The sequence below is a fragment of the Pseudomonas sp. ASL9 genome (assembly GCF_056680335.1).
Genome location: NZ_CM155277.1, coordinates 244,871 through 258,550, shown reverse-complemented (window position 1 = coordinate 258,550; position 13,680 = coordinate 244,871). Strand labels below are relative to the sequence as shown.

Annotated in this window: 14 protein-coding genes; 7 read left to right on the top strand and 7 right to left on the bottom strand. The window is 57.0% G+C overall.

What is annotated here, in order from left to right; genetic code table 11:
- Positions 1-89 precede the first annotated feature (89 nt).
- The 6 genes from AC1ME2_RS01175 to AC1ME2_RS01150 all read left to right on the top strand — a co-directional run bounded on the left by AC1ME2_RS01175 (position 90) and on the right by AC1ME2_RS01150 (position 4,551).
- Entirely contained in the window at positions 90-710 is a 621-nt protein-coding gene (locus AC1ME2_RS01175; RefSeq protein WP_480438804.1) for an NADPH-dependent F420 reductase, read from the top strand.
- Between the two features lie 90 nt (positions 711-800).
- The gene (locus AC1ME2_RS01170; protein WP_480438803.1) at positions 801-1,217 is read left to right on the top strand and encodes a nuclear transport factor 2 family protein; all 417 of its coding nucleotides are present in this window, start codon (positions 801-803) and stop codon (positions 1,215-1,217) included.
- Between the two features lie 112 nt (positions 1,218-1,329).
- Positions 1,330-1,755: an ester cyclase gene (locus AC1ME2_RS01165; protein WP_480438802.1), complete on the top strand. Its 426-nt coding sequence runs from the start codon at positions 1,330-1,332 to the stop codon at positions 1,753-1,755.
- 207 nt (positions 1,756-1,962) lie between these two features.
- On the top strand, positions 1,963-2,691 hold the full coding sequence (locus AC1ME2_RS01160; protein ID WP_480438801.1) for a helix-turn-helix domain-containing protein: 729 nt from the start codon (positions 1,963-1,965) through the stop codon (positions 2,689-2,691).
- Between the two features lie 79 nt (positions 2,692-2,770).
- Positions 2,771-3,736 carry a DMT family transporter gene (locus tag AC1ME2_RS01155; protein ID WP_480441942.1) on the top strand — a complete coding sequence of 322 codons (966 nt, stop codon included), beginning with the start codon at positions 2,771-2,773 and terminating at the stop codon, positions 3,734-3,736.
- Between the two features lie 263 nt (positions 3,737-3,999).
- Entirely contained in the window at positions 4,000-4,551 is a 552-nt protein-coding gene (locus AC1ME2_RS01150; protein ID WP_480438800.1) for a dihydrofolate reductase family protein, read from the top strand.
- Positions 4,552-4,688: 137 nt separating this feature from the next.
- Here AC1ME2_RS01150 and AC1ME2_RS01145 read toward each other — a convergent pair whose 3' ends face one another.
- The 7 genes from AC1ME2_RS01145 to AC1ME2_RS01115 all read right to left on the bottom strand — a co-directional run bounded on the left by AC1ME2_RS01145 (position 4,689) and on the right by AC1ME2_RS01115 (position 11,784).
- Positions 4,689-5,585, bottom strand: a complete 897-nt coding sequence (locus AC1ME2_RS01145) for a TauD/TfdA dioxygenase family protein (RefSeq protein WP_480438799.1) — start codon at positions 5,583-5,585, stop codon at positions 4,689-4,691.
- 732 nt (positions 5,586-6,317) lie between these two features.
- Positions 6,318-7,082 (bottom strand): ABC transporter ATP-binding protein, encoded by a 765-nt coding sequence (locus AC1ME2_RS01140; protein ID WP_480438798.1) that lies wholly within the window; start codon positions 7,080-7,082, stop codon positions 6,318-6,320.
- A 16-nt stretch (positions 7,083-7,098) separates the two neighbouring features.
- The gene (locus AC1ME2_RS01135) at positions 7,099-7,809 is read right to left on the bottom strand and encodes an ABC transporter permease (protein WP_480438796.1); all 711 of its coding nucleotides are present in this window, start codon (positions 7,807-7,809) and stop codon (positions 7,099-7,101) included.
- Complete coding sequence (locus tag AC1ME2_RS01130; protein ID WP_480438795.1) at positions 7,806-8,534, bottom strand: ABC transporter permease; 729 nt, start codon at positions 8,532-8,534, stop codon at positions 7,806-7,808. Before AC1ME2_RS01130 ends, AC1ME2_RS01135 begins: the two co-directional genes overlap by 4 nt.
- Before the next feature lie 57 nt (positions 8,535-8,591).
- Positions 8,592-9,374, bottom strand: a complete 783-nt coding sequence (locus AC1ME2_RS01125) for a transporter substrate-binding domain-containing protein (RefSeq protein ID WP_480438794.1) — start codon at positions 9,372-9,374, stop codon at positions 8,592-8,594.
- A gap of 140 nt (positions 9,375-9,514) precedes the next feature.
- Entirely contained in the window at positions 9,515-10,645 is a 1,131-nt protein-coding gene (locus tag AC1ME2_RS01120) for a succinylglutamate desuccinylase/aspartoacylase family protein (RefSeq protein ID WP_480438792.1), read from the bottom strand.
- Positions 10,646-10,737: 92 nt separating this feature from the next.
- Entirely contained in the window at positions 10,738-11,784 is a 1,047-nt protein-coding gene (locus AC1ME2_RS01115) for an ornithine cyclodeaminase (protein WP_480438791.1), read from the bottom strand.
- A 420-nt stretch (positions 11,785-12,204) separates the two neighbouring features.
- Between AC1ME2_RS01115 and AC1ME2_RS01110 the strand changes: the two genes are divergently transcribed.
- Entirely contained in the window at positions 12,205-13,656 is a 1,452-nt protein-coding gene (locus tag AC1ME2_RS01110; RefSeq protein WP_480438790.1) for an aminotransferase-like domain-containing protein, read from the top strand.
- The last annotated feature ends 24 nt before the right edge of the window (positions 13,657-13,680 follow it).

The window sequence follows — 13,680 nt, the reverse complement described above, 5'->3', positions numbered from 1 at the left end:
CGGATGCGGCCCGGCACACACGGGATACTAACCGGGGGAAGCCCTTTCAGAGACTGCGGGCAATACCCCAACTCATTTGGAGATTACACATGAGCACTATCAGCATCATTGGCTCAGGAGGCATGGCCGCGGCGATCGCTGGTCGTACCGCCAAAGCTGGACACACCGTTGAGGTGATCAGCCGCGACCCCGCCAAGGCGCAGGCGCTGGCCGACAAGCTCGCAGCCGGAGCGATCACAGGGACGTACGGGGCCACTCCGGCCGGCGACATCGTCATCCTCGCCGTGCCGTACACCGGTGCGGCATCGGTGGTGGCCGAGTACGGGGACGCGCTCGACGGCAAGGTGATCATCGACATCACCAACACGGCCTCCCCGGACCTCACGGGCCTTGTCTCTCCCGCCGGCAGTTCTGGTGCGCAGGAGATCGCCAAGATCGCCCCCGCCGGCGCGCATGTCGTGAAGGCGTTCAACACCCTCTTCGGCCACGTCCTTGCTAAGGGTGGGCGCCTCGACGCGTTCATCGCCGCCGACGATCCGGAGGCCAAGGCGCGCGTCTCGACGTACATCGAAAGTCTCGGGCTGCGTCCGTTAGATGTCGGCGGCCTGCACATGGCCCAGACGCTCGAGGCGCTCGGCCTGATGATGATCGGCCTGGCCAAAAACGGCGCGGGCACTTGGGACATCGCCTTGAACGTCGATATCGGCTGAATCACCGACACCACGTCCCTCACCGGCAGGTCCATAACGTATCTGATTAGAGCGGACGCGATCAGATGTGAGAGAAACGGAGAGATTTCGATGAACACACAAAAGAATGTTCAGGTTGTTAAGGACTTCTTTGCAGCAATGGGCCGCAGCGATAGGCAAGGTCTAATGGCGCTGACTTCCGAAGATATTGAATGGATCATTCCGGGCGAGGACTGGCCGCTGGCTGGCACGTATCGCGGGCACGCGGGATTGGCAAATCTGCTTCAGAAGGCTTCCGAAAAGATGGAAACATCCGTCATGGAGTTCCACGAATACGTGGCGCAGGGTGACCGGGTTCTGGTCCTCGGCTTCGCCAGGGGGAGAATCAAAGCCACGAATAAAACGTGGGAGGACGATTGGATTTTCGCCATTACCGTGCGAAATGGAAAACTGACGAACATCCGGGAGTATATCGATACGCAAGCACTGGCGCGGGCCTCCGAGATGGACGCGAGCCCCAGGCCCTGACCCATCGAGACCGATACCACACGAAACAATTCGCAAAGTCAGCGAATACGTTGAACATCGGCAACGCCTTGCCGAAGCGCCAAATAGTCGGAACCCACTACGCAGAGGATTGATGATGCTTAACAATAAAGAAATCGTCAGAGAACTGTACGCCGCCGGGGAGGGAAGCGGGAAAGACATCGCGAAGGTTGTCTCCTTCTTCTCCGATGAAGGATATATGTGCGACATTCCTTCCGGATTGAAGTTGCACGGGCAGGCTATTGGCGACGCTATCGACGCCTTCGCAAGTGCATTTCCTGATGTTCACCGTGAGCTATTCAACATCTATGTCGCGGAGAACGTCGTCGTCGAGCTCGCAATTCGGGGGACGCATAAAGGTGAACTCACACTTGCCTCAGGGACTGTCGCTCCAACGGGCAAGGCAATAGATGTTCCGTGCTGCGACGTTTTTCACCTGGAGCGTGGAAAGGTCATATCCTTTAATTGCTACAATGCGGCTTCCGTATTGCAGCAACAACTTGGCCTTGCCAGCAACTGAGGAGCGGCGCTGGGAGCCGCATCAAGCTTTGCCTCACCAATGTCACCACCGTCATCAACACGTTGAAGGGCTTCGACAAGGAAGCGCAAGCAGCGGTCATCTGCACACGATGGTACTAGGGTGAAGGACGGCAATCGGCGGCTTCATATGGCCATATGATTGGTCGATTTCTATAGAAGTGCCAAATGGGTAGCTTGGAGCGCTAAATTGTTTCTGAATCTCGAAATTCGTAGTTACAAGACCGAAAACCCACGCCACTGCCACGATTTTGCTCAGTTGGTGTTGCCGATCTGCGGCCGTATGGAAATCGACGTGGACGGCAAGGGCGGCTGCATAGATCAATCACTTGCTGCCCTCGTGACTCCTGGCTCTGTGCATTCGCAGTTCACTCATTCAAACAGCCGTTTTTTGGTTCTGGACTGTGCGCCTGCCACGCTTGAAACCCTCCATTTTGAGCGCCTGGCTCAACGCATTTACGTCCCGATCTCTCAAGCCACTCGCCGACTTATCGAGTTCGCAGAGCTAGTGGGTAATGACCAGCTCTCGGTTGGTGCATCGCAACTGGCACCTCTGCTTCTTTCATCGCTCAGCTCCGATACTGTTCAGTCATCGCCCGGCATGAAGCAACTGATAGCCCGCCTGCGAGCACATCCTGGAGTGAGCTGGAGCAACGAGGTGATGGCTCGAACGGCCGATATGAGCATGAGCCAACTCCATCAACGTTTTCGGCAGCTTTTCGGAAAGACCCCTCAAGCGTGGTTGGCCGACTTGCGAATTGACGAAGCACAACGATGGCTACGCAGCAGCGCATTACCAATAGCTGACATCGCGCTGCGCACCGGTTTCTCCGATCAGGCGGCGCTCACCCGGGCCATGCAGCGCCTTTGCGGCACAACGCCGGGCGCCTATCGTAAGCTCCAGCAACAGTCTCGGTAAAAAAACACACAGTTATCGACAATACGCCCCTAGGTCTGCTCTTCAAACTGAACGCTTTGAGGTTTTGAGCGTTAATGAAATGTTTGCTGATCGATCATTACTGAAAGGCCTTGGTTACGGCGTCTGTGCAGGCCTGTGCTGGGGGGTGATCTTCCTTGGCCCCCAGCTAACCCCGGGATTGAGCGGCGTGCAGTTTGCGGTCCTACGGTTCCTCTGCTTCGGGCTATTCTCACTGGCCCTGCTGATGCCGCTTTGGCGGCGTGTATGCTCGAATCTCACTATCGCCGACTGGAAGTCGCTTTTTTGGCTTAGTCTGATTGGTAATCTCGTTTACTACTCCCTCGTGGGCAGCAGTGTCCAACTTATCGGGATAGCGACGACGTCATTGATTGTTGGGCTTATACCGGTGCTCGTTACGCTGGCTGGTCGTAACGACGCAGATGCGGTTTCTCTGCGACGGCTTTTCCCATCGCTGTGCTGCGCTGTCGCAGGCGTCGTACTCATCAGTTTGCATGCGCTGAACGGTGGTGAGCAACCCAACTCATCGGCGAGCACTGTTGTCGGAATCACGTGTGCGTTAGGCGCGTTGATTAGCTGGAGTTGGTACGCGGTTAGCAACTCGCGCAGGTTAGGCGTAATAGCCAGAGTGTCCTCGCATGACTGGTCTCTACTGACGGGTATTATGACTGGCGCGCAGTCGCTGCTTTTGGCAATACCGGTATTTGGTTTTGAGGTGGAAACGCACAGCACTTCCGTATGGCTTGATTTTCTTCTCGTGGGTGGCGGTGTGGCACTGCTATCGTCGGTTGTTGGAGGGGCATGCTGGAATCAGGCAAGCCGGCTTCTACCGTTGGCACTCAGTGGGCAAGTGCTGGTGGTAGAAACGCTAGCGGCGCTTTTGTTCGGATTTCTCTGGGAGCATCGGTGGCCTGATGCATCTGAGCTGGCGGCTATAGCACTATTGGTCACGGGTGTCGTGTGGTGTCTGAATTGTCATCGCGCCACTCCTGGTCATAAGCCATCTCCCCAGTCAGGTGAAGCTTGATCTCACGCCGTAGCAGGCGAGACGCCCTCTAGAAAAGTATGTCTCGCAATGCTTCTATGTCACGAATTTGGCACCCAAATGTGCGGTAGCAATTCGACAGCCGGAAATCGCCACCCTTCAACTGTCTTGAACAGGCTGAAAGTAGACCCTTAGTCGACTCCTGTACCCGTACCGGTCGCTAGTTATCAAAATGTTTCACTGGCACTGATCAGGTGTCAGTTCATGCTATATAAAGCGCCCAAAAAACAGGAGGTCTACAGGCAATGGATATCAAATGCTCGGTCTTTATCGCTGCAAGCATTGACGGTTTCATCGCCAGGACCGATGGCGATATTGAGTGGCTTCACCGGCCTGAGTACGAGTGCTCTGCTTTGAAGGGGCTAAGTTATGATGACTTTATGGCGACGGTCGATGCGTTGGTTATGGGGCGAAAAACGCTGGATAAGGTGTTGTCCTTTCCTGAATGGCCCTATGAGAACAAGCCGGTCATTGTGCTCTCTCGTCAAGGAGTGACGCTCCCTCAAACATTACACGGCAAGGTCGATGTGCAGGCCGGCGACCCGGTATTTATCGTGGCGCAATTGGCGGCTCGAGGCATGAAGCATCTCTACATAGATGGAGGTCAGACCATTCAAGCTTTCCTCGCTGCCGGGCTGATCAACGAGATCGTTATCACGCGTATTCCTGTGTTGCTGGGCAAGGGGATTCCATTGTTCAGCCAGCTAGGGGACGAGCGGGGTTTACGCCTTATTGGCTCATCGATGTCTGATAACGGATTTGTCCAGAGTCGTTATCAAGTGCTCGCTTGTCTGTAGCTTGCCCCCCATCGGCCGGGTGGACGTGTCATTTGAATGGCGCAGAAACGAACCAATTCACACCTGCCCCAACCATACTGCTTGCCCTGCGCGCAGTTGTTGATAGCCCCTGCCATGAGGGGCTAATGGGAGAGTGATCAGCGCGGCACGTCGCCTTGAATCGTCGTGCGGTGCATACGCCGACGCAGGTGGCTGGGGCAGCCGGTAGCCAGGTGGATCAGTGCGCGGTTATCCCAGAACAGCAGGTCATTGGGTTGCCACTGATGGCGGTAGATGAATTCAGGCTTGATGCTGTGAGCGTAGAGCTCGGCGAGAACCTGTTTGCTCTCATTCTCAGGGAGGTCGAGGATATGAGTGGTGAAGTTCTCATTGACGAACAGCCCCTTGCGCCCGGTTTCCGGGTGGGTGCGCACTACCGGGTGCACCACTGGCTTGACCTCGGCCAATTGCGCTTCAGTCAGCGTTGGCCGGCGGACGCCCTTGAACACCTCATCGGCGTAACGGGTCGTGTAGGAATGCGCCGCGCGTTTGCCATCAATGATCTGGCGCAACTCGGTAGGGAGGGTTTCGTAGGCCAATTGCTGGCTGGCGAACAGGGTATCTCCACCTTCTTCCGGCAGTTCCTGCGCCAGTAGCATGGCGCCCAGACTGGGGAATTCCACGTAGGACAGATCCGAATGCCAAAACTTTCCGGCATCGCCCAGGCCGATCGGCTGGCCGTTCTCGATGATATTGGAAATGATGAAGACTTCCGGGTGGTCGGCCAGCAGGAACTGCTTGAGTACATGAACCTGCAGCGGGCCAAAGCGACGACTGAAGTCGATATGTTGCTCGGGTGTTATACGTTGGTCGCGGAAGATCAGCAGGCCATGATCAAGGTAGGCACGATAGATACGGGCGACATCGGCATCGTTCAGCGGGCGGCTAAGGTCGAGACCCAAGACTTCAGCGCCCAGTGCGGCGGCCAAGGGGCGGACATCGAAATTTTGCGACGGGTTGCGGCTGGTAGTAGAACTCAGGGATACAGCTGGCATTACGGTCACTCCACACGTTCGGCGCCCGAGGAGCGCCTCCTTCAATAACAGGCGAAACAGTCGCCAGGTTTTCATTGATGTGGAGCGCCGGTTGGCCGACAGGTACACATGGATCAATCTTATAGGCACAAAAAATGTGTGGTTAATATCGTTTCATTATAACCTTATGGTATTTCGACATCGCACCGTTCACTTAACCCGACAGTTATGCAGTCAGCGCGCCAGGCCAAGTTCACGCCGTTTGAATTGGACGGGCTGCATCCCCGAACTGAAAGCGGGCTAGCGACAGACACTCGACGCTCTTCAATCGGGGTACTGCGTCCAACCGGCCTGGTCGACAGGCAGGAAACGACCCATAGCTGCCTGTCGCCTCGGGTTCTCTTTTCGTGTTCAACCGAAATCTCAGGGACGGGGCGCCTTCACGCTAGTCCAGTTCGGATCGAACCAGACTTGCCCGTAATAATGCCAGTCACCTTGTTTGTGTAAATCACATCGGTTGATTGCGCATCAAGGATCATCTGCTTGAAACGCGGGTCGGCGTTTATGCTGAACAATGGGCAGCTGAAAAACGACATTGGTCCGCGGCTTGTTTCTATGGTGCGTAGCATCGAAGGCATGCTGGGCGTTTATTAGGTTCTGTACGAAAAGTGCCTGCGCTCGAACAGCACCCTGGATCTCTAGCACTTTGAGCAATTGACCAGTCGCTCAAAGGTGTTGCTCGGACTAGGGTATTTACTTCAGGTTGCCACTGAGGAACTGCTGCAGCCGTCCGCTCTGGGGGTTGCCCAGTACGTCCTCGGGTGCGCCTTGTTCTTCGACCAGTCCCTGATGCAGGAACAGCACCTGGTTTGACACTTTGCGAGCGAAGCTCATTTCGTGGGTGACCATGATCATGGTACGGCCTTCTTCGGCCAGCCCCTGAATGACCTTGAGCACCTCGCCCACTAGTTCTGGGTCGAGTGCCGAGGTCGGTTCGTCGAACAGCATGACTTCCGGTTCCATGGACAAGGCCCGAGCAATCGCCACGCGCTGTTGCTGACCGCCAGAGAGGAACGCCGGATATTGATCAGCGACGCGGGCCGGCAGGCCGACCTTGTCCAGATAGCGTCGAGCCCGATCCTCTGCATCTTTCTTGCTGACACCCAGCACCCGGCGCGGGGCCATGGTGATGTTTTCCAGCACCGTCATGTGGCTCCACAGGTTGAAGTGTTGGAACACCATCGCCAAGCGGGTGCGGATTCGTTGCAGTTCAGCGTCGTCGGCCACGCGCATGCCGTGCCGATCACTGATCATGCGAATCTGCTTGTCGTCCAGGCTCATGGTGCCGTTGTTGGGTGTTTCGAGGAAATTGATGCAGCGCAGAAAGGTGCTCTTGCCTGAACCGCTGGCGCCAATCAGGCTGATCACATCGCCGGTTTTGGCTTTCAGCGAGACGCCCTTGAGGACTTCGTGGTTGCCATAGCTTTTATGCAGGTTATCAACGGTCAATTTGTACATGTGCGCAAATCCTGAATTAGTGAGCCGGGCCAAGGAAAGACAACCAACGGCGTTCGGCCAGACGGAACAAACCGACCAGTGTAAAGGTGACGGTCAGGTAGATAAGCGCGGCAATGCCGAACGACTGGAAGGTCATAAAGGTTGCCGAGTTGGCATCGCGTGCGACCTTGAGTATGTCCGGCACGGTGGCGGTGAAGGCCACAGTGGTCGAGTGCAGCATCAGAATCACTTCGTTGCTGTAGTACGGCAACGAACGGCGCAGTGCTGACGGCATGATCACGTAGGCATAGAGCTTCCAGCCGGTCAGACCATAGGCCTTGGCCGCCTCGACTTCACCGTGGGACATGCTGCGGATTGCCCCGGCGAAAATCTCCGTGGTGTAGGCGCAGGTGTTCAGGGCAAAGGCGAGAATGGTGCAGTTCATCGCATCGCGAAAGAACGCGTCGAGCACCGGTTGAGCGCGAACGGCGGCGATGCCATAGATGCCCGTATAGCAAATCAGCAGTTGGATATACAACGGCGTACCGCGAAACAGATAGGTGTAGAACTGAACCGGCCAGCGTACCCATGCATTGGGTGACACCCGGGCAATCGACAGCGGGATCGACATCACAAAGCCGATGAAGATCGAGGCGCTGAGCAGCCAGAGGGTCATGGCCAGCCCGGTGATGTGATAACCGTCGTTGTAAAGGAAAGGTTTCCAGTATTCCTGCAGAAGTTCGATCATCGTACGGCCTCCCTGGAGCCTGCGGCATAACGGCATTCCAGCCTGCGCAGGATGTAGTTCGAAGCGCTGGTAATCAGCAGATAGATCAAGGCGGCGAGTACCAGAAAGTAGAACAGTTGATAGGTGCTTTTACCGGCATCCTGGGCCGCCTTGACCAGATCGGCCAGGCCGATGATCGAGACCAGTGCGGTGGCCTTGAGGATCACCATCCAGTTATTGCCGATGCCTGGCAGGGCGAAGCGCATCATTTGCGGGAACACCACGAAGCGAAAGCGCTGGCTGCGGCTCAAGCCGTAGGCTGTTGCGGCTTCCATTTGCCCGCGAGGCACAGCGAGGATCGCGCCGCGAAAGGTCTCGGTGAAATACGCGCCGTAGATGAACCCCAGGGTAATGATGCCAGCGCTGAACGGGTCGATCTCGATATAGTCCCAGTCCAGCGCCACGGTGAGATTGGTCAGCCAGGTTTGCAGGCTGTAGAAAATCAGCAGCATCAGCACCAGATCCGGCACCCCGCGAATCAGGGTGGTGTAGAGCTGCGCTGGAATGCGCAACAGAGACGAGCTGGACAGCTTGGCACTGGCGCCGATCAGGCCGAGCACAACGCTCAACAACAGCGACAGTATCGACAATTTGACGGTCATCCAGCTGCCTTGCATCAGCAGCGGGCCAAAGCCCTGAAGGCTGAAGACAGAAAGCCCCAGAGTCTGTAACAGGTTTTCGAACATTGGAAAGGCCCTTGGCAATCAAAAAAAGCGCCCATCTTGAGGATGGGCGCCGGGGCGTTATTTGCCGCTGTAGAGATTTAGATCGCCAAAGTGCTTTTGCTTGACGGCTGCATAGGTGCCGTTGTCGTGCAGCGCCTTGATGCCTTTGTCCAACAAGGCTTTGAGCTCCTGGTTGCCTTTGGTGATACCCACCGCCGTTTTCGCTGGCATCAGCTCACTGTCGATCGGCCAGCTGACCTTGAAATCAGCACCTTGTGGCGACTTCAGGAAGCCCAGCTGGGCTTGCAGCATGTCCTGGATCGAGGCATCGAGGCGGCCGGAGACCAGGTCGGCGTAGACCTGGTCCTGGTTCGCATAGGCTTGGGTTTCTACCCCGGCCTTGTCCAGTACGGCTTTGGCGTAGGCTTCCTGGATAGTGCCTTGCTCGTAGCCGACTTTTTTGCCTTTGAGCAATGCCGGATCGGTGTCGATGTCAGCGCCTTTCTTGAAGACCAGTGCAGTTGGACTCGAGAACAGCTCACTGGAAAAATCGATGACCTTCTCACGGGCTGGAGTGTCCGTCATGGACGACATCACGCCATCGAACTTGTTGGCCTTGAGGCCCGGAATCATGCCATCGAAGTCGCTTTCGACCCATATACACTTGACCTTCAGTTCGGCACAGATCGCGTTGCCCAAATCGATATCGAAGCCCACCAGGCTGCCATCGGGTGCCTTGGATTCAAATGGCGCGTAGGACGGATCGACGCCAAAGCGCAACTCCTTGTACTCCTTGGCCAGCGCGGAGCCGGCAGCCATGCAGAGAGCCAACGCAGAAAGGGTCAGAAATGTTTTTTTCATTGTTTTATTCCTAATATCCAAAATAAACGCTTGTGGCGCATGAGTACTGCTACGGGAACTTGCATGACGCAAAGAAACGAAACGGGATGATCATCTTGTTGTTATTGCTATCGCACTGTTCGGCGCTGCCGGAAAAAACGTCAGGCGCAGAGTAGTGAGCCTGAGCGCAGTGGCTCGTGCCCCGCGACAAAAGTCAGCTCGGTATTCGCTTCGGTGAAACGCTCAACCACCCGCGCATAGAAAACGCCAGTAATGCTGCTGTAGAGCGTGCTGACCTGGCCGCTGATCGGATCGATAACATCGGCAAGCGCGGTGCCTGGGTCGACCCTGCTGCCAATTGGCGCGCGGTATGCAACCACTCCGGAGTGTGGAGCATTGAGTATCTCCACCCCGGCCATAGGCGTCGGTTCACACAAGGGGGTTGGCACCTGGACCTCTGCATCCGCGATTAAACCCAGGTGCCCCAGGTAAGCCAACAGCGCCTCGGCATCGCGCGTCGCCAGCTCATGGCTGACATCGTACCGGCCGCGCAGCTCCAAGGTGGCCGAGAAGGTTGCCAGCGGAACCGGCAGATTTGGGAAGCGCTGTTGCAGCCTGTCCCAGAGGGTAGTGAGGGATTCGTCGAAACAATACGTTTTGGCGTCGGGGCCACCCTGTTCGGTGGCATGTAGGATGGCATGTGCACCTGTGAAGCCGGCCAGCACTCGCGCCTGCTCCTGCTGTTCGCTGTGTACGTAAAGGTGCACCATGGCCTCACTGTCGCAGTGCACATCGAGCACGTAGTCGGCAGTACTGGCAAGGCGCAGCAGAGTCAGCCGCAAGGATTCCAGCTCGGTGCGCGGCTGCAGGGCTTCGAGGCGTTCGTGGAGGCAGCGACGGATCAGCGCTACGTTGGCGGCGGGGTCGCTGCCAAGCGCACTGGCAACCTGCTCGCACACCAGTTCCGCGAGATCGAGGTAGTTGCGGTTGAAGTTCTCTCGGCTGGATAGCTCAAAGCGGCCCAGCTGACGCCCGAATACATAGTTACCGAGGCCGATGGGGTTGGCGATCGGCACCAGTACCACCTCGCCAGTCAGGCGGCCTGCGGCCTCCAGCGCCAGCAGGGCATTTTTGAGATGATGCAGAGCCAGCATGCCGGGATGCTCATCGGCATGCAGACCGGCCTGCAGGTAAACCTTTTTGCCCTGCCCCTGTGGCCCGAAATGCAGGCTGATGACTTCACGTTGTGCGCCAAGGGTCTGCGCTTTAAGCGCATGTCGATGCTCTTGCATGGGAATATCCAAATGGGTGGTTCAGACGAGTGCGGCGGCACCGGGATAGTGGTTTTTTTACCTGCCACGCCTTGGCGCGACAGATAGACGTCTTAGGCGCGTTTCTTCTGCGGCACAGAAGCTTTGGGCTGTAGACGGGCGAACAGGTCTTTGGGATCTTTCAAGTCAGGTACCAGCTCGATCTCCCTGCCGATATCCAGAGCCTTGGCGGTGTCGAGGACGTAGCGCAGTGCCGAGTAGTCCTCCAGTGCGAAGCCTACCGAGTCGAACAAGGTGACGCTTTGTTCGCTGTCGCGACCGACCACTTCGCCGTTCACCACGCGCCAGAACTCGATGATTGGCGAGTCCTGCGGCATCTGCTGGATCTCGCCTTCGATACGACTTTGTGGTTCGTATTCGACGATCACCCGGGCGCGTTCGACGATATCGCGGTGCAACTCGGTCTTGCCGGGACAGTCGCCGCCCACGGCATTGAGGTGCATGCCGGGCTCGATCATGTCTGGGGTGAGTATGGTGGCGTAGGTCTTGTCGGCGGTTACGGTGGTGACGATATCGGCACCACGCACGGCCTCGGCTACGCTACTTGCAAGGATCACCTTGATCGCCGGGAAGCCGCTCAGGTTGGCCGCCAGCTTGGCGGTAGCCTTCGGATCAACGTCGTACAGACGGATCTCCTCGATGCCCAGCAACGTGTGGAAGGCCAGTGCCTGGAACTCACTCTGTGAACCATTGCCGATCAGCGCCATGCTGCGGCTGTTGGCACGCGCCAGGTAGCGAGCGGCCAGGGCAGAAGTAGCAGCGGTGCGGATCGCTGTGGTCAGGGTCATCTCGCTGAGCAGGAGCGGGTTTCCGGTGTCGACATCAGTCAGCGCGCCAAAGGCCATCACCGTCAGCCTGCCGGTCTCAGGGTTCTTCGGGTGACCGCTGACGTGCTTGAAGGCATATAGTAAGTCGTCCGAGATCGGCATCAACTCGATCACCCCTTCGGGTGAGTGGTTGGCAAGACGGGCGCACTTTTCGAAAGCTTGCCAGCGCAGGTAGTCCTCACGAATGTATTCGGCCATTTCAGTCAGGCACTGGGCCAGGCCTTTTTGCGCAACGAGCTGGCTCAGGTCGTTGACGTCGATATAGCGGGTCATGCACATCTCCTTTAATTGGGGTTTTCAGAGCGTTTGAATCGCCCCGGTTTACCAGCCACTCTTCCAAGCTCAGTGCGTAACGCGTTTAAACCGCCAGCAGCAGAGCTGTTTGTTGAAACCATGACGACGCTTTGGGTTGTAGAACATTGGTATCTGATCGAACACATCGCTGCGAGCATCTTGCCGCCCGGATTGCGGTCATGATTGGCGAGTCGGTCGGTCGGGTGGGGCGCCTGCACGGCGACATGGCTGCCCAAGATCATCACGCCAAGAAGTATTTTTTATTCTGTGCATCTGCATGACGCCGGTTAAGAGTGCGATTACTTCGAAGCCAAACTACACGGTATTCGCTTTCATTCCATACACAGCAGCCCCTAAGATGAACGTACCTGTATTGGTCGAAAAGGCTACACACCCCTCATGAGTTCGCCTCAAAAGACATCCCGTATCGGTCGGCTGGTGCAGCACTTTTCGCAATTGATCGATCAGGCCAAGCTGGCCCAGGGCGCCCGTTTGCCATCCATTCGTGCCGCCGCCAAGGAATTCGAGGTCAGTACCTTCACCGTGGTACAGGCTTATGATCGCCTAGTCGCTTTGAGTTATGTCGAGGTGCGCAAAGGGGCTGGCTTCTTTGTCGCCCAGGCCTCGCCGAGTATCGAGCAGCAACGCAGCGCAGCCCCGCTGGGGGATGTCTATTGGCTGCTGGATGATGCGTTTCATCCGGATGCTGATGCCTTGCAACCGGGTAGCGGCGGTCTGCCAGATACCTGGCTGGATGAGGCGGGCCTTCGCCTGGCCATGCGCAGCCTTGCTCGTGGCTCTGGACTAATTGCCGAGTATGGGGAGTCTCGTGGCAACCTGGCCCTACGGCAATGGCTGCAGCGTCACCTGGGCGAGCGGGGGGTGCCCGCGCAAAGCGAACACATCATGCTTACACATGGAGCCAGCCAGGCGCTCAACATGGTGATCAACGCCCTACTACAACCGGGTGATTATGTGCTGGTGGACGACCCAGGCTATATCAACCTGCTGTCTAATCTGCGTGACCATAAAGTCAAGATAGTCGGAGTACCCTGGACCCCTCAGGGTCCGGATGTGGAGAAACTTGGCGAGCTGCTGGCCCGTTATAGGCCCAAGGCCTTCTTCACCAACCCTTGGCTGCAGAACCCAACCGGCGCCAGTTATAGCCCGGCGGTGGCCCATCGCGTGCTGCAACTGGCCGATACTCATGATTGTTGGATCGTTGAGGATGACGTCCATGGTCAGTTGGTACAGAACAACCAGCCACCACTGGCCGCCCTCGACAACCTGCAGCGGGTGATTTACATCGGCAGCATTTCTAAAAGCATGGCCCCCTCGCTGCGGGTTGGTTTCGTCACTGCCGAACCGGCAGTGGCCGAAGCTTTGCTGCACTACAAGATGACCACCGGCCTCTACAGCTCACAGCTTTGCGAACAGCTTGCGTTGCAGATGCTCAATGACGGTACCCAGCGCAAACGTTGCCAGAGGCTGCGCGATCGTCTGTTGCAGGCTCAGGTGTTTGCTCGCCAGCAACTGCAACAGCTCGGCTGGCAATGTTGGGCCCCCATTGCACCAGCGCCGTATCTGTGGATCGGTAGTGGCCAGGAAGGTTTCGATCCGGTGGCTCTGACACGCGCTGGACTCAAGCAGAATATCCTGCTGTCCCCCGGCTGCATCTTCCGCCCCGACCTGGAGGTCACCCCCTGGCTTCGCTTCAACGCGGCCTTTGGCGAGGACCCAGCAGTCTGGCGCTTTCTCGCCGAAAGTCAGGAGCACAAGCTACGGGGACATCAACCTCATCGACCAAACGAACAGCCCGACGCAGCTATTTACCGTACACGTAAGGGTTGATACCAAGTCGATCTGCAATCCCGA